Genomic DNA, 17,234 nt, shown 5'->3' with positions numbered 1-17,234 from the left:
GCTACTTAGCTCAATCAGTACCCGTACAACATGGTGCACCATCTAAATAGTACTTGAGTGATTTACTAAGATTTAGCGCTATGATACTCCTACTTGCTCCTGCTTTATAGCCCTCATCTCGCAAGTGTGACAAAAAATATCCTATTTAAGCGGGTTTTTAATGGAGATTTAAGCTTAATCACTTTATGGTAATTGCATTGTTTTATTTTATGATGTTGTTTCTCCTATGATTAGTTTACCAAGCCACCTTGTTCGTCTACTCATTGCTGTGATGGCAAGCTTGCCACTTTTTGTTTCTTTAAGCGCATCTTCACAGACGAGCGCGGCAGACACACGAATTAATCAACGATTACTCAGCGAAGACATCAACGCTGATATTACCTTGCCAGCTGAATACTTAGGTTATCCGCTGGGCGAATGGCATTTAAGACACGATCAAATTAATCAGTACTTGCAGATTCTGGCCACTGAGAGCGAGCGTGTGTCGTTGGACTCAGCAGGTTATAGCCAAGAAAGACGACATCAGCTCACTGCGGTGATTACCTCTGAAACCAACCAAAAAAATCTTTCTGATATTTTAGCTTATCGCAGTAAAGTCAAATTCGGCACCATGCAAAATAGCCGCAGTAATACTCAACCTCTCGTCGTTTGGCTTGCCTATTCAATTCATGGCGACGAAGCCAGTGGTGCCCATGCGGCAATAGCATTAAGCCATTACCTTGCTTCTGCCAATGCGCCTTGGGTTAAAGACTTACTTGAAGATACCGTGATTCTAATTACCCCAACACAAAACCCTGATGGCTTTGATCGCTTTTCAAACTGGGCCAATAATAACAAGGGCCAAGTGGTCGTCACCGATAACAATCATCGAGAACATAATCAAGATTGGCCAGGTGGCCGCTTTAACCATTACTTAGCAGATTTAAACCGTGATTGGTTGTTTCTACGTCATCCAGCGTCTCAAGGCCGAGTTGCCTTCTTTCATAAGTGGCAACCGCATTATGTCGGTGACTTCCACGAAATGTGGCATCAACAGTCTTACTTTTTTCAGCCCGGAGTGCCTGATAGGGTTAACCCGCTTACCAGTAAAGCCAACCAGCAATTATCAAATGAACTGGCAGCATTTCATCGCCAAGCATTAGATCAGGTGAAGCAGGTGTATTTTAGTGAACAAATGTTTGATGATTTTTTCTATGGCAAAGGCTCAACCTATCCTGATATTAATGGCGCAGTAGGCATTTTATTTGAACAAGCCAGCTCCCGTGGACAAGCCCAAGCATCGCCAAATGGTGTGGTGACTCTAGCAAATAGCATTGATAACCAGTTCGCTACTTCAATTTCGAGTTTGCAAGGCGCGCATAACTTGCGCGAGAAGCTGATGAAGTATCAAACAGACTTTTTCTCAAGCAATGCTAAGCGCACACGAGATGGCAAGCAAACGGGGAGATTGATTAAAGCTCATGGCGGCGCAGCTCATATATCACAGCTAACAGATATCCTAAATCAGCATAAAATCAGCTTTAAATACCTTGCTAAACCAATAGAAGATGACGACATTATCTTCTCGGAGCAAGACAGTATCTTTATTCCCAAAAGTCAGCCACAGCACGACTTAGTTGAAGCCCTATTTGATAAGCGGACCGAGTTTAAGGATGAAACCTTTTACGATATTTCCACATGGAACTTTGAGTCGGCACTGGGGTTAACATTGATTGAAGGTGCTAAGCCGAGTATTAAATTCCTTGCAGATAAACCGGTAGCGAAAGCACTAACACTAAGTGCTAACACCACAAAAACCGTGTTCCCTGATGAGGCGGTTGCACTTATTGTAGATTGGCAACAAGCAGCTGCAGCCCCTTTTTTACAGCAATTATTGCATCAAGGTGTATTAGTAAAATATGCCCTCAAGCCATTTAGTCTCAGTGCAGCTAACAGTAAAAACTTGCCCGTTGAATTTGTCGCGGGAAGCTTACAAATTCCATTAAAGCAACCTGTATCAGAAGAGCAAGTCCGACAAATTGTCAGTGAGCTTGCCGCTCAATATCAAGTCAATATTGTGGCTGCCAGTTCATCGCATACTGCTGCAGGTATGGATCTAGGTAGCGATGACTTTATTAAAGTTCAGCCCGTCACACCATTATTGGTCACCGGCTCCGATACCAATGCTTCAGAAACAGGCCAGCTTTGGTACTACCTTGATAAGACCTTAGGCATCCCTGTCACTATGGTGAACAGTGAACGACTGACTTCAATCGATTTGTCCGCTTATAGCCATATATTTATGGCTGATGGACCTTATCATGTCATTAGTGATGCGACATCGAGACAGCTAGGAAAATACGTTTCGGATGGGGGAACTATTGTGGCGCAAAAACGTGCCTTAGTTTGGCTTAAAAAGCGCAATATTTTAAAGTCAGAGCCTAAATCTAAGCGTGAGCTCAATAATCTATTTAGTACTTCAGGACTTAAGTTTGGCGACAAGTCAAAGTTAGATGCTCGTCAGTCAATTGGTGGCGCTATTGTGTCGTTAACGTTAGACCAAACTCACCCCATTACCTTTGGCTTACCAAACCCATTACATGTGATGAAAAATCGCGAAATCAGCTTTGGCCCAACGTCCACACCATTTATTGTGGCGGCAGAATACGATAATGAACTACTGGTCAGTGGCTTTCTAGCAAAAGAATATCAACGCTCTTTTGCCAACACGCCGGCTATGATTGTCGAAAAGAAAGGTAAAGGTGAAGTGGTTGCCTTAACGGATAATTTATTGTTCAGAAACATCTGGCTAGGCACAGAGAAAGTGTATGCCAATGCACTGTATTTTGTGCCATCAGCGATGTAATTTTATCTGAACCTTCAAGGCATAATATACAATTAAAAAAGAGCGCAAGTCGCTCTTTTTTAATATCAAAATATAAGCTAATTCAGTTTATGCTGTAAGTCAGGATCTTTATGCGCAAACTCAACTTGGGCTATTTTTTCTTCTGCTTGCACTTTGGTGATCACATTTTGCTCTGCTAACCATCTAAATTTTTTTATTTCGCTTTCAGGGTCATTATCAACATTAACATCACCATACCACTGCAGTAGTTGTGCTTTTTTTCGTTTTGAAATTTCATCAATGATGTGATCATGCTGCCCATTTTGAATCACAAATATATTGCTGGTTTCTGTTTTAAATACCGAATACCTGACCTTAGTCACTGCAAACCAAATTAAGCAAATAATGCCTAGAAAAAGCCATAAACCAGTACCTGTAACAGGATTATCACTGAATACCGCACGGCCAATATTCAATGCTCCCAATAAAAACCAAAGAATACCTACATTTCTTAGCCAATCATTTTGCTCAATGAGTAAAGATGATTTATCAGGAAAAGTCCCATATTCGACATCCACATCTTCTGCGCCCGATTTATTTTTAAAAGCAAAATTTAGGCTATGTTCATTGAATGTAAATGTGTGCTGATTTGATAATTTTTTCTGTTTAATTTCCATTTTTATCAGTAACTTCCATGTTTCGACGATATGTTTCGTATAAAAGGCTTATAGTGAATAAGGCTGTAAGATACTTTTATTATCAGTATTTGACAACTCCGCCATTGAAGCGACATACATTTCTTATTATCAACTTAAATCAGCAACTTAACCTATCTACATTACAGCAGGCCTGGCGCTTCAGCTCGTGCTAAACACCATGCTTGAACATGAACATAATCTGCCGCAAATAGCTTGCCAATTTCATTGACTGTCGTCCCTGTCGTTACCACATCATCAATTAATGCCACCCGCTGATAAGGTATGGCTTTTGTTGTATTAAAAGCATCGGCGCAATTGCGTCGCCTAGCTTGCCCATCTAGCCCTGCCTGAGCTTGGGTATCGATGTTTCGCACTAACAAACTGTCGTCCATAGGGATCCCCAATTGACGGCTTAATTCATCTGCAATTAGCCACGCCTGATTGAAGCCACGTTGCTTTAAACGGTTCTTATGTAATGGCACAGGCACGATCACTTGGGGCAATGTAATCACTCCTCTGGCAACCAGATCCATAACCCGAACTGCCAGCACATTCACTAACGCAGTAAGAGGCGCACATTGCTGTTGGTATTTTATTCCTGAAACTAACTCGCCAAGACTGTGATGATAACTACAAGGTGCGATGACCATCACAGGTTTGTGTCGCAAACAGTGACCACAATAGGCTTGAAGTTGCTCCATACGCTTACCACAACCTAAACACACTTCGTGCTGATATAGCCCAGCAACTAAACAGTGGTGACAAATGCCCGTTTGAGGTTTCCCAGAATCAAACTGACGTATGTCTTGGCGGCATAATAGACATCGATTTGGTAAATGACGTCGAAGCCAATGGGCAAACGACGTTAAACGATGACTATAGGCTTGTGGGAGTTGCCAATCCATATAATATCCTTATCCTGTATGGCACTTACTTGTCTGTATCGTGATGATTTGAGGTAACCTTTGCAGCCCACTTTTTCTAAGCTACACGTTCACACTGTTGGTGAAGGCCAAGATCTAATACTGCTTCATGGCTGGGGAGTTAACTCGGCCGTATTTCATCCTTTAGCAACGGCTTTGGAACAGTATAGAGTGCATTTTGTCGACCTGCCGGGCTTTGGCGATAGTGAAGCCAACGAAGGCGATATCAACGCATGGGCTGAACAACTTGCTCACCAATTACCGCAGCAGGCAATTTGGTTAGGTTGGTCACTGGGTGGGCTGGTAGCCACTCAGGTTGCAATTAATCACCCTCACTCAGTTAAAGCCTTAATCACGGTTGCGTCATCACCCTGCTTTATGGCACAGCAACCAAATAACGATGAGCAAAGCTGGCCAGGTATTGCCCCTAAGGTATTGGCACAATTTTCGGAGCAACTCAGCATAAACTTAGCTAAAACCGTGGAGCGCTTTTTAGCGATTCAAGCAATGGGAAGTGATTCAGCCAAAGATGACATTGGCATGATAAAGAAACTGGTATTAGCAAAACCCTTACCCAGTCAGCCAGTACTTGATCAAGGTTTAGGGATGCTTCGTACCGTAGATTTGCGTTCGCAGTTACATCATATTCGGCAGCCATGGTTACGAATTTGGGGCAAATGTGACAGTTTAGTTCCAAAAAAGATCATCTCTGTTTTACCGCAAGCAACAAGTATAAAAGACGTTATTCACAATAAAGCATCCCATGCGCCGTTCATTTCACATACAGATGATTTTTTGAACGAATTATGTACTTGGATCAATAAATATACAGACTAGCGCTATAAAACCACTTTAATATTGACTATAATTTGTACGTTATTATTCAATATCTAAGTGAGTTTTATGCTGGTTGTCACTAATTATCCCCAAGTACCGATAGCAACAAGTAATGTTGCGACGGATCTTGCGCGCGCGGATAATCAGCAAGCCAAGCCTATTCTGCCACCACAAGAGTTGTCTAAAGCCTTCCAAGAGCGGGCTTATAATCAGCAAAATGAACGGTTAACTCGCCACGAATTACTCGATCAAAAACAGCAGCAAAAACAATCTACCGAGCAACAGCAAACGCAGCAACAAACCTTGGGACCTAAAGGTATTTTTCCACAACTATTACGAGTGGCAGCCAATAGTAACCCAACGATTCAACGTCGTGATATTCAGCAAAAAAGCCCAAATAACCCGAATGTTGAAACAGATAAAATCAGCGACAAGAATAATAGCCGAGCGATTCAAAGCTTGTTGCTTCATGATGCAAGCCAAGAACAAGAGCAAGCATTTTATGAGCAACTAGGTGAACGAGTCGGTCAGTTTTATCAGCAGCAAACAACGCCTGCTGAGCAAAGCCAACTATTCGCGTTAGTCTAAATCCTGCTTTACCTACCTTAGCTTAAACGCAACAACATGACTTGGTAGCGCCATGAAATATTGATCGTTATCAAGCAAATTTTGCTTTTGTATCTTGTAAATATTGAGTATTGGTAACTATTTAATTATATTGAATAAGCTAATATTCTGAAGGACTCAGTTAAGGCACTCTTTTGTCATTATTTAAGTACATACTCGTCATTGTTGTTACTTACCTATTTAGCTATTTCACAATAGCTCCCTTTGCCGTTGCCAAAGATATTATCATTCTCAATCAGCCAGCCTCTGCCAATGATATGCGTTACCATTACAGCTATGAGTTAATGCAGCTGATACTTGAAAACACCGAAGATGATTTTGGCGAATGGGAAATCACCCACTCTCCAATCTTTATGACCCGTGATCGGATTTTGACAGAAATGGTCGATGGCGAGCTCATTAACGTCATTGCAGAAGCCATAAAACCCGCTTGGAATGAAAAACTGATTCCGATAAGAGTGCCTATTCGTAAAGGTATCCAGGGTTTTAGAGTTTTCATTATCAAAAAACAAACTCAAGCCCAATTTTCCAAGATCAAAACCATAGAACAACTCAAACAAATCCCAACAGGCAGCGGCATACATTGGTCAACAAGACTGGCATTTGAAAAGGCCGGGTTTGACGTGGTTGTCGGTTCAAGTTACGACGGTTTATTTCATATGCTAGACAAAGGCCGCTTTGAAAGCTTTGGCCGTGGAGTTAATGAAGCGCCAGCCGAGTTAAGTTCATTTAAAGTTAAATTTGCAGATTTAGTGCTAGATGAAAATGTACTGCTACATATTCCGTTAGCGACCTTCTTTTATGTTTCACCTGATGAGCCACAACTGGCTAAGCGAATCGAGGTCGGCATTAAACGTATTATGGCAAACGGCCAATTCGATAACACATTTTACCGCCAGTACTGCCAAGAGTTGATCTCATCAAAGCTCAGTGAACGACGCATATTCAGTATCGAAAACCCGTTAATGGATCCCAAGCTTCTAGCTGAAATGCAACAAGCTAACTACTTGTTATCGCCATACACTCATTTTGATGAAGTCTGCTCAGGTTACCTTCCATAAAAAAAAGCCCTTAACCTAAAGCTAAGGGCTTAATCATTGATTTTAAATCGTTAATACATCAGCTAGTTTACTTTTTTAGCTTAGCAAAGGCATCAGCAAATGCATTACCCATTGCCGCATTGGCAGGTGCTTTATTTTGTTTACGCTGACCGCCATTATGCTTGTTTGCAGCATGTTTAGCGCCACTTGGCTTATGACCTGAACCCGTCTTAGCGTTAGACTGAGGTTTAGATTTATTCGCTGCTTGTAATGGCTCGTCTAATCGCATACTTAACGCAATACGGCGACGTTCAACATCCACTTCCATGACCTTAACTTTAACCACATCACCCGCTTTCACAATCGTGTGTGGATCGCTGACAAACTTGTCTGTCAATGAAGAGATATGCACTAAACCGTCTTGATGAACCCCAACATCCACGAAAGCACCGAAGTTGGTCACATTGGTCACAACCCCTTCGAGGATCATTTCGAGTTTAAGATCTTTTAGCTCTTCAACCCCTTCTTTAAAGCTCGCTGTCTTGAACTCACCACGAGGGTCCCGTCCAGGTTTATCAAGCTCGGCTAAAATGTCGGTAATGGTCGGTAAACCAAATTCCTCAGTGACAAACTCAGCGGCATTAAGCTGCGCTAATAATTCACTGTTACCCATTAGCTGTTCAACCGTCTGCTGTTTAGCTTTAGCAATGGTTTCCACTAACTTATAGGCTTCAGGGTGAACTGCTGAGCTATCTAATGGATTTTTTGCATGACGAATGCGTAAGAAACCGGCTGCTTGTTCATAGGCTTTAGGGCCTAAACGAGCCACTTTTAGCAACTGTTTACGCGACTCAAACTGACCGTTCTCATCGCGGTAACTGACCACATTTTTAGCCAAGGTTTTATTCAAACCTGCCACTTGAGCCAGTAATGGCGCAGACGCCATGTTCAAGTCGACACCAACACCATTTACACAGTCTTCTACGACGGCCTCAAGTGAACTTGATAGCTGGCTTTGGCTCACATCGTGCTGATATTGGCCTACACCAATAGATTTAGGCTCAATCTTAACTAACTCTGCTAGCGGATCTTGCAAACGACGAGCAATGGAAACTGCGCCACGAATCGAGACATCAAGATTCGGAAACTCTTCCGATGCTAATTCAGAAGCAGAATAGACTGAAGCGCCCGCTTCGCTAACCATCACTTTGGTTAAACTCGGGTGTGTTTCTTTCATAAAGCTAATCACTTCTGCAGCAAGTTTATCGGTCTCACGTGACGCTGTACCATTACCAATAGCAATGATGTCGACTTTATGCATTTTTATTAAGTTAGCCAGCGTACGGATAGACTTATCCCAGACATTTTGTGGAGCATGAGGGAATATCGTCGTGTGTGCGACAAATTTACCAGTGTTATCAACAATCGCAACTTTAACACCAGTTCGAAGTCCAGGGTCGAGACCCATTGTGGCTTTAGCTCCAGCAGGGGCTGCCATCAATAAATCACCCAAGTTACGCGCAAATACATTAATCGCTTCCGCTTCAGCACGTTCACGCATTTGGCTAATGAACTCAGTTTCCATTTGCAAAGCAATTTTAATTCGCCAAGTGGCTGTCACCACTGTTTTAAGCCATTGATCGACACTCGAATCAGATAACTTTAAATTGAAATGATCAGCAATGATAACCACGCAATAACTGCTTTGTGCCACTTCTGATTTAGGGTCTGCATTCATCGACAGACTCAGCACGCCCTCATTACGCCCTCTCAGCATCGCTAATGCGCGATGTGATGGCACCTTAGTTATGGCTTCAGTATGCTCAAAATAGTCACGGAATTTGGCACCTTCTTTTTCTTTACCTTTAACCATGCGACTTTCAAGTACAGCTTGTTGACTAAGGTGTTTACGAATTTTTTGCAGTAAGTCTGCATCTTCAGCAAAGCGCTCCATTAATATAAATCGAGCACCATCTAATACGGCTTTGGTATCCCCAAAGCCAGCCTCTGCATTCACAAACTCAGCGGCTTTGCTTTCTAAATCCGCTTGGCGATTCGTCAATAAAAAATCAGCTAGCGGTAGCAAACCTGCTTCGATAGCAATCTGGCCTTTAGTACGACGCTTAGGTTTGTATGGTAGGTAGAGATCTTCAAGACGCGTTTTACTGTCAGCAGTATTGATCGCTTGTTGCAAAGCAGGCGTAAGCTTACCTTGGGTTTCAATGCTAGAAAGAATCACTTGTCTTCTTTCTGCCAGTTCACGTAAGTAGCCTAAACGACTATCGAGTGTTCTTAACTGAGCATCATCTAATCCCCCTGTCGCTTCTTTACGGTATCGAGCAACAAACGGGACGGTGGAGCCATCATCAAGTAACGCAATGGTATCTGAAACTTGTTGCTCACGGACATTCAATTCCTGAGCGATAATCTGAGCAATACTTAGCATAAAAGGTCTTATTCGGCGTTGAATAACAAATATCGCCCAAAGATAGCATAACCTGCTTAAAACGTTTATTGAGAAAGTGAATTTTTACAGGGTATTTTCAACCTAAATAGGATGACAGCTCAGTTTAACGGTAACTTAGCTCGGTTTTTTAGGCATTAGCAAAGCGACACAATGGACTAAATTCTTAAAACAGAACAATCACAATACAGGTTCGTATCAAATTTTAATTTAACACTAGTAGACTTACTTTTAGCAGGGTTATAAAAAACAATGAGTTATTATAGTTAATGAAATTTTAAACGAGGAAGTTAATAAATAAAAACTAATTTATACCCATAAAGAGGTATCTTATTTATCTTTATTTATTTGGTATTATTTAAAATAAAAAATATACTAACAAATGGCCGTAAATGATAACCATTATCAAATGTAACATTTGATACATTTATTTATTTACAAAAAATAAACTTATTTATCGTTAATTCGACTGACATATTCAGAAGGGCAACATCCAACATTATTAGAAAAATGACGACTAAATATTGCCAAGCTTTTAAAACCACACTCATATGCAGTAACTTTTATATTATCTTGGTTCTTCTTTAATACTAATTTTAATCTATTTGCTTTCACTTCTTTAATGATATCTTTGACACAAAGACCCATAGATTTCACTTCTCGCTGCAAGCTTCGTGTCGACATTCCTAACGCAATAGCTAATGTATCAACAGATAACTCAGCTGGAATCATACTCTTAGCAGCCGCATGAATCCTGTCCAAGCTAGTAATCGTTTCAATGCATAATGACCTAATATCATACTGCTTACCTGGCGTTTTTTTGGCAAAAATTGACAGGTTCTGACAGTTGAATTTAACATTTTCTAAAATGGCAACATTGTAACCGTAAAAGCCACACTCAAACGGTAACTCAATGATTACATTATTATTTACCTCTTTATGAAAATTCAATATTTGCATCACAGAGAGATAAACAAATAGGTCATCATACTTAGAAGCACGTTCAATAGGATTACGCTTAGCCACTAGGCCAATGTAATCCCCCGCATCAATAGTAACCCAATTTAGATCAGATACTTGGCTATAAAACATTGTGAAATCAATCAATTTCTGAGCGATATCGACATCATCAGATAAGTCTATTTTAGTAAACTCAGTTACCCTTTTAACAAAATACTTCGCTAAATTCAGAAAGAAATAAGGGTCTTCAATATTATTCTCAATATAATTTAATAATTTGGTTATTATATTTATGCCAACCCATTCTGTGTCATTAAAATATTTAAAATGGGCAAATTCCAGCGGCAAATGAAAATCAATACTATTACAGTATTCACAAACAAGTTTTGTGTGAATTGCAGGTCTGCATTTATATTTTATCATTTGGGGAACTTTTTAAATAAAGGAACTATTGGAAAATATATTTTAGTTTTTTTTGCTACCTATGATGTAGATTTAGATCACAAATGTCGTTTTTTGATAATCACTATTCTTAGATCTGAAATCCCCTCTTCTTTAAAATACCTCCAATTGATTACTCCATTTTTATTTAAGATTTAATAAGGTCAGGTGACATTATGAATTGGTGTCGAAACTTAATCGCATCTATCAGTGTAACCCTTTACTTGTGCTCATTTGGTGTCGCTGCTGCGCCATGGGATGACATGACAGGTGAAGAGGTTTCTCAAAAACTCGTTGAGAAGTTCGCTGAAGGTAAGTATTCCCCTAAAGGAGCAGACAGCTGCTTAATGTGTCACCAACGTACCGAAGGTGTTACCGACATCTTTAAAGGCGCACATGGCGACTTAACCAGTAAAGACTCACCAATGGCTGGACTGCAATGTGAAGCCTGTCATGGCCCTCAAGGCAACCACAATCGTGGGGGCAAAGAGCCCATGATCCAATTTGGTAAAGACAGCAAATTAGATGCACCAACTCAAAATACCGTTTGCCAAGGTTGTCATAACGACCCAGAGCAAATGGCATGGCATAGCAGCACTCACAATCTTGAAGAGATTGCTTGTGCCGATTGTCACGTGGTACATGCAGCTAAAGACCCTGCCTTAGACAAGTTAACCGTTAATGACACCTGTACTAGCTGCCACACTCGTGAAAAAGCTGACATGAACAAGCGCTCTTCTCATCCAATGAAATGGGATCAAATGACCTGTATTGATTGTCACTCTCCACATGGTTCTATGTCTGAAAGCGCCCTAAACAAGCCAACAGTCAATGACACTTGTTACAGCTGTCATGCTGAAAAGCGTGGCCCAATGCTATGGGAACATGCACCTGTGACTGAAAACTGTGTCACGTGTCATAACCCACACGGCAGCGTTAACGAAGGCATGCTAAACAATCGTGCACCACAACTATGTCAGCAATGTCACGCTGATGACGGTCACGCTAGTCGCGTTGTTCTTCAACCTGGAATGGATGCCTTTGGCGGTGGAAAAAGCTGTTTGAACTGTCATAGCCAAATCCATGGTTCTAACCACCCAGCCGGCAGCTTACTGCAGCGCTAATCAGGAGCCATAACAATGAACTTTAAACTGAATTTAATCACTGCTTCTTTATTAATGGCAACGGCCCCTGCATGGGCAGCTGACTTTGCTGTTGGCAATGCTAATACAGAAAACCTTAATCAAGAGAAGTATCAATGTAAGCGCTGTACTTCAACACAAGGTTACAGCGGCAATGTTAACGTTTCTGCTGGCTACATCGACAGTGATGATGTCCATGCTGCCAATGCCTTTGGTACTGACCAAGATGGTTTTGTGACATCACTGAGTGGCGACATTGAATACCAAGATGAACACGGTTACCAAGCACGTGTTCAAGCTCACCAACTTGGCTTTGAGAACAGCACAGCTAACATCAGTGTTGGCCAAAAAGGCTTATTCAATGTTGATGCGGATTACGCATTAATCACCACTTACCAATCAGGTGATGCCCAAAGTAACTTATACTACGACGATGGCATGATGACGCCTGATGTACCGTACGTATTTGAGTTATCTCAGCAACGTGAAAAAGTGGGTATCGGCGCCGATTTCAAACAAGACTTTTATCAAGCCTATGTGCGTTTCGACTCTGAAGATAAAACGGGCTATAAAAGCAGTAGTTTAGTGAGCCCAGGTCCAATTAACTTTGGTCAACGTGTTGATTCAACCACTGACTCATTCACCGCTGGCGCAGCACTCACTGGCGATAACTGGTTAACTGAATTAAGTTATTTTGGCAGTCAGTATAAAAACAATACTGACAACCTAAGCTTACCAACTGAATACGATGTGTATGCTGCAACCCCAGATAATCAAGCGCACCAAGTCTCGTTATCGGGTCAGTACCAGCTAGACCGCACTGTCATGTCAGGTCGTTTCATTGTAGGCCGTATGATCCAAGATGACGATTTGATTCAAGTGGCAGGCAACCCAATTCAAAACTGGGACGGCGAAGTCGATACCACAGATGCAAACTTCCGCATCACTTCTATGCTCAACAACCGTTTACGCCTTGGTGGTAGTTACGACTACAGCAATCGTGAAAACAACAGTTCAGTATTTGAATTCCAACAATACAACTTCGATAGCGTCAGTGGCACATTCAAAGAAAATGTCGCCACTGATATTGAGCGCTCAACCTTTAAAGTGAACGCCAGCTACCGCATTGCTAGCGGCTACCGCTTACAAGCGGGCTATGATCGCAAAGACATCGAACGCACTTACAGCGAACGTGAACAAACCAATGAAGATAGCTTATGGGCAAAACTGTCTATTCGTGCCATCGACAATTTCACTATCGATCTAAAAGCAGGTCACAGCAACCGTGGCGGCTCTGAGTATCAAGCAACAGAGCTAACGTCGAGCGAAGAAAACTCACTGATGCGTAAATACTATTTAGCAGACAGAGAGCGCAACGAAGTTGAGCTGCGTGTTAGCCACACTCCCCTTGACTGGTTAAGCATCGACTTAACAGGTCGTTATGCCAAAGACGATTACGATGACACAGTTATTGGTTTAACAGAATCAGAAGATTACAGCTACGACATCAATCTTAATATGCAACTAACGAAGCAGTTCTCTGCTTACGGTTTTGCAGGTCAGCAATGGATTAACTCTGCTCAAGCAGGCAGTCAAAGCTACAGCAGTCCAGATTGGTACGCTGATATTGAAGATAAGTTTATCAACCTAGGTGCTGGCGTAAGTTATGGCGGCCTAATGGAAGACAAGCTGACACTTGGTGCTGATTACTTATTCAGTAACTCAAGCAGTGACACTTATGTCACCGCAGATGGCACCAGCCCATATGGGGATTACTACTCATATAACCATAGCGCTAGCCTTTACGCTAACTATGCCTTGAGTGATGACATGGCATTAAAGCTGACCTACAGCTACGAACGCTATTACGACACCGATGACGCTCAAATGACCCCTGACCAAGTGCCAGGCATGGTTACCCTGGGCGAGCTTAATCACAATTATAACGCCCATCAAATCATGCTGAATTTCAGCTATGTGCTGTAGTCGTTTAACAAACGTGCTGAATTTATTTTAGTAAGAGGAAATAATAATGGAACGCAGAAGTTTCTTAAAAATGAGTGCTGCATTGGGTTGTGCTGCAACAGTAACGGGCTGTAATTCAAGCTCAAAAGATGCTGAGCCACTACCGCCGCAACCACCTGTTGATGAAGCACTAACTTGGTCTGCATGTCTCGTTAACTGTGGCTCAAACTGCCCAGTTAAAGTATATAGCCGCGACGGGATGATTACCCGCGTTGAAACGGACCATGAAGTAGAAGATGTTTACGGTATGCACCAAGTTCGTGCTTGTGCCCGTGGCCGCTCACTACGTCAACGTACTTACGCATTAGACCGCTTAAAATCACCTATGAAACGTGTTGGTGAACGTGGCGAAGGTAAATTCGTGCCAATCACTTGGGATGAAGCTGCAGAAACGATTGGTAGCAAGTTAAACTCAGTGATCGCTGAGCACGGTAACAAAGCAATTTTCAGAAGCTACGGCTCTGGCGCTTACTACGGTTTTGCATCTAACGGATGTTTTAACCGTTTATTCAACCTAGTTGGCGGTTGTTTACAATACTTCGGTAACTATTCTTGGGCACAACAAACTGAAGCGGCTAAGCATACCTTTGGTACTGGCAGTACATCAGGTTCTGCAACTGTCACGTTAGAAAGCAGTGACTTTTTACTGGGTTTTGCTTACAACCCAAGTGAAATTCGTCAATCAGGCTCTGGCGAAGGTTATGACTACTTACAGGCATTGCAACGTGCAAATGGCCTTAAAGTCACCATGATTGACCCTCGTTACACTGACTCAATGACGGGTAAAGAATCATCTTGGTTACCAATCCGTCCAGGTACGGATGCTGCATTAGCAGAAGCAATTGCTTACTTGATGATCAGCTCAGGCTGGGTTGATGCAAACTCTATCGACTTCATCAACAAGAACAGTGTCGGTTACGACGCAGCGTCAATTGAAGCGCAAAAGCAAATCTTCTTAAACAGTGGCGATGCGAAGAAAATCGAATACGCTGCTGCGATGGATTCAGAAGAGAACTACCACGATTACATCATGGGCCAAGGCAAGTTCGCTGACCGTGAAGCGCGCACTCCTGAGTGGGCAGCAAAAATCACTGGTATTTCTGAAGCTAACATCAAGAAAGTCGCTGATGACTTAATGGCATCTGAAAAGCCATACATCATTGCTGGCGCTGGTGTTAACCGCCAAGCTAACGGTGAGCAAACCGTTCGTGCTATCTACATGCTAGGTGTATTAGCCGGTAAATTAGGTCGTGAAGGTTCATCAAACGGTGAGCTACCAAACATGACTAACATGTTCCGTGGTTCTATCCCAACAGGCACTAACCCAGTGAAAGAAAAAATCTCTTTCTTCACTTGGTCAGAAGCGATTCACAATGGCGAAACCATGACGGCACGTACCCACGGTATTACGGGTACTGATGATTTAGATACGCCACTTGGTACTAACATCAAAGTGATCATTTCAGCATCAGACAGCTCGCTATTAAACCAGCATGCTGACATCAACGGCACTGCAGAAATCTTAAAAGATGAAAGCGGCGTTGAGCTGATTGTTTCTTGTGATTGTTGGATGACACCAGGCGCTAAATTTGCCGACATCATCATTCCTGATACCTCTTGGTTAGAATCTAACGACTTAGTTGATGATTCTTACGCTTCAGGTGCAATGGGTTACATCACAGCAATGAAAGCTGCAGTAGACCCAATTTGGGACTGTAAGTCTATGTACCAAGTTGCAGCATTAATCGCTGAAAAAATGGGTGTTGGCGCTGAGTTTACCGAAGGTAAAACTGAAGACGAATGGCTAGAAGAGCTATACCAACAAACCCGTGAAAACAGCAAAAACTTAGGTGTGAGCCCTGCGTTCCCGTCAACTTACAAAGAAGCACAAGAAATTGGTTTCTTCCGTAAGAACATGGAAAACCGCAACGTTGCACTACAAGGTTTTGTTAATGGCGGTGAAGCACTAGGTACGCCATCAGGCAAAATCGAAATTCATTCTGCAGAACTTGCATGGCGCGCGGCTAACTGGGAACAGAACAAAGTTAAAGGCGACACCATCACTGCTATCCCTCAGTACACAGTAACGTGGGACGGTTATGAAGATGAAGACACTAAAGAAGATTACCCACTGCAATTAGCGGGCTATCACACTAAAGGTCGTACTCACTCTAGCTACCATAACGTACCTTGGTTACGTGAAGCAGTTGAAGATGCAGTATGGATGAACGCTATTGATGCACAACAATACGGCGTTGCTTCTGGCGACAAAGTAGAAATGTATAACGATCGTGGTTCAATTGAAGTTGTAGTACGTGTTACTCCTCGTGTTGTACCGGGTGTTGTAGCTCTTGGTCAAGGTGCTTGGTTCTTACCAGATCCAAACGGCCGTACTGGCTCAACAGGTAAAGTGGTTGATATTGGTGGCGCAATTAACTCGCTAACCAAATACATGCCTAGCCCAGTGGCTAAAGGTAATCCACAACACACTAACCGTGTTCAAATTCGTAAAGTTTTATAAGGGAGCGCTACAATGAGCGATGCTATCCAATATAGTTTTTATGTCGATTCGACTAAATGTACAGGGTGTAAAGCCTGCCATATCTCTTGTAAAGACAGACAAGGCGAGCAAATCCGTAATGCCACTAAGCCAGTTGAAAATGGCGTGCCAAGCCTAAACGGCGTTAACTGGCGTCGTGTTTACGAATACGGTGGCGGTACATGGAATGTTGACCCTGCAACAGGTACTTTTGAGCAAGACGTATTTGCTTACTACATGTCTGTAGGTTGTAACCACTGTAGCGAGCCTGTATGTGTTAAAGCTTGTCCTACTGGTGCGATGCACAAACGTCGTGAAGACGGTTTAGTGCTTGTAGCAGAAGAGCTATGTATTGCATGTGAAAGCTGTTCTCGTGCTTGTCCATACGATGCGCCACAACTTGATCAAGAACGTAAAGTGATGACCAAGTGTGACGGTTGTTATGACCGTTTAGCTGAAGGCCGTAAGCCAGTGTGTGTTGAGTCTTGCCCATTACGTGCACTAGACTTTGATACAACAGAAAACATTCAAGCTAAGTATGGTTCAGGTGACGGTCATATTGCACCATTACCAAACCCATCAATCACTACCCCGAACTTGATCATCAAAGCGAATCGCAATGGTCAACCAGCAGGTGGCGGTGCGGGTAATATCTTGAACCCGAAAGAAGTCTAATCAGATCTGGCAGTGGTCATTGACCACTGCCCTTTTTGA

General features: G+C 42.3%; 12 protein-coding genes. 8 read left to right on the top strand and 4 right to left on the bottom strand.

The window, feature by feature from the left end:
* Positions 1-226: 226 nt before the first annotated feature.
* Complete coding sequence (locus AN944_RS17725; protein WP_063124250.1) at positions 227-2,845, top strand: M14 family metallopeptidase; 2,619 nt, start codon at positions 227-229, stop codon at positions 2,843-2,845.
* A gap of 77 nt (positions 2,846-2,922) precedes the next feature.
* Here the strand turns inward: AN944_RS17725 and AN944_RS17720 are convergent, their stop codons facing one another.
* Positions 2,923-3,501 (bottom strand): hypothetical protein, encoded by a 579-nt coding sequence (locus tag AN944_RS17720; protein ID WP_055025977.1) that lies wholly within the window; start codon positions 3,499-3,501, stop codon positions 2,923-2,925.
* Between the two features lie 161 nt (positions 3,502-3,662).
* On the bottom strand, positions 3,663-4,427 hold the full coding sequence (locus tag AN944_RS17715; protein WP_055025976.1) for a ComF family protein: 765 nt from the start codon (positions 4,425-4,427) through the stop codon (positions 3,663-3,665).
* Between the two features lie 60 nt (positions 4,428-4,487).
* Between AN944_RS17715 and bioH the strand changes: the two genes are divergently transcribed.
* The 3 genes from bioH (at position 4,488) to AN944_RS17700 (ending at position 6,970) form a co-directional block, all read left to right on the top strand.
* Positions 4,488-5,282: a pimeloyl-ACP methyl ester esterase BioH gene (gene bioH, locus AN944_RS17710; protein WP_055025975.1), complete on the top strand. Its 795-nt coding sequence runs from the start codon at positions 4,488-4,490 to the stop codon at positions 5,280-5,282.
* Between the two features lie 66 nt (positions 5,283-5,348).
* Positions 5,349-5,870: a hypothetical protein gene (locus tag AN944_RS17705; protein WP_055025974.1), complete on the top strand. Its 522-nt coding sequence runs from the start codon at positions 5,349-5,351 to the stop codon at positions 5,868-5,870.
* 173 nt (positions 5,871-6,043) lie between these two features.
* A complete protein-coding gene (locus AN944_RS17700) occupies positions 6,044-6,970 on the top strand; it encodes a hypothetical protein (protein WP_144430216.1) in 927 nt (308 codons plus the stop codon).
* 67 nt (positions 6,971-7,037) lie between these two features.
* Here the strand turns inward: AN944_RS17700 and AN944_RS17695 are convergent, their stop codons facing one another.
* Positions 7,038-9,395, bottom strand: a complete 2,358-nt coding sequence (locus AN944_RS17695) for a Tex family protein (RefSeq protein WP_055025973.1) — start codon at positions 9,393-9,395, stop codon at positions 7,038-7,040.
* Between the two features lie 468 nt (positions 9,396-9,863).
* On the bottom strand, positions 9,864-10,796 hold the full coding sequence (locus AN944_RS17690; RefSeq protein WP_055025972.1) for a helix-turn-helix transcriptional regulator: 933 nt from the start codon (positions 10,794-10,796) through the stop codon (positions 9,864-9,866).
* Between the two features lie 194 nt (positions 10,797-10,990).
* Between AN944_RS17690 and AN944_RS17685 the strand changes: the two genes are divergently transcribed.
* The 4 genes from AN944_RS17685 to AN944_RS17670 are packed head-to-tail and all read left to right on the top strand — an operon-like array spanning position 10,991 to position 17,195.
* Positions 10,991-11,938: a DmsE family decaheme c-type cytochrome gene (locus AN944_RS17685; RefSeq protein ID WP_055025971.1), complete on the top strand. Its 948-nt coding sequence runs from the start codon at positions 10,991-10,993 to the stop codon at positions 11,936-11,938.
* Positions 11,939-11,953: 15 nt separating this feature from the next.
* Entirely contained in the window at positions 11,954-13,942 is a 1,989-nt protein-coding gene (locus AN944_RS17680; protein ID WP_055025970.1) for an MtrB/PioB family decaheme-associated outer membrane protein, read from the top strand.
* 46 nt (positions 13,943-13,988) lie between these two features.
* Positions 13,989-16,502, top strand: coding sequence for a DMSO/selenate family reductase complex A subunit (locus AN944_RS17675; RefSeq protein ID WP_055025969.1), 2,514 nt, complete (start codon positions 13,989-13,991; stop codon positions 16,500-16,502).
* A gap of 12 nt (positions 16,503-16,514) precedes the next feature.
* Positions 16,515-17,195, top strand: a complete 681-nt coding sequence (locus tag AN944_RS17670) for a DMSO/selenate family reductase complex B subunit (RefSeq protein ID WP_055025968.1) — start codon at positions 16,515-16,517, stop codon at positions 17,193-17,195.
* The last annotated feature ends 39 nt before the right edge of the window (positions 17,196-17,234 follow it).

Origin of the sequence: Shewanella sp. P1-14-1 (assembly GCF_001401775.1) — a bacterium.
Taxonomy (GTDB): domain Bacteria; phylum Pseudomonadota; class Gammaproteobacteria; order Enterobacterales; family Shewanellaceae; genus Shewanella; species Shewanella japonica.
The sequence above is the reverse complement of the archived record's forward strand: the minus strand, read 5'-3'. Positions and strand labels throughout refer to the sequence as shown.

What these genes read in the sequence shown, in the direction of transcription:
- AN944_RS17725 (WP_063124250.1), top strand. Translation starts at nt 227, where the DNA reads ATGATTAGTTTACCAAGCCACCTTGTTCGTCTACTCATTGCTGTGATG.
- AN944_RS17720 (WP_055025977.1), bottom strand. Translation starts at nt 3,501, where the DNA reads ATGGAAATTAAACAGAAAAAATTATCAAATCAGCACACATTTACATTC.
- AN944_RS17715 (WP_055025976.1), bottom strand. Translation starts at nt 4,427, where the DNA reads ATGGATTGGCAACTCCCACAAGCCTATAGTCATCGTTTAACGTCGTTT.
- AN944_RS17705 (WP_055025974.1), top strand. Translation starts at nt 5,349, where the DNA reads ATGCTGGTTGTCACTAATTATCCCCAAGTACCGATAGCAACAAGTAAT.
- AN944_RS17695 (WP_055025973.1), bottom strand. Translation starts at nt 9,395, where the DNA reads ATGCTAAGTATTGCTCAGATTATCGCTCAGGAATTGAATGTCCGTGAG.
- AN944_RS17690 (WP_055025972.1), bottom strand. Translation starts at nt 10,796, where the DNA reads ATGATAAAATATAAATGCAGACCTGCAATTCACACAAAACTTGTTTGT.
- AN944_RS17685 (WP_055025971.1), top strand. Translation starts at nt 10,991, where the DNA reads ATGAATTGGTGTCGAAACTTAATCGCATCTATCAGTGTAACCCTTTAC.
- AN944_RS17680 (WP_055025970.1), top strand. Translation starts at nt 11,954, where the DNA reads ATGAACTTTAAACTGAATTTAATCACTGCTTCTTTATTAATGGCAACG.
- AN944_RS17675 (WP_055025969.1), top strand. Translation starts at nt 13,989, where the DNA reads ATGGAACGCAGAAGTTTCTTAAAAATGAGTGCTGCATTGGGTTGTGCT.
- AN944_RS17670 (WP_055025968.1), top strand. Translation starts at nt 16,515, where the DNA reads ATGAGCGATGCTATCCAATATAGTTTTTATGTCGATTCGACTAAATGT.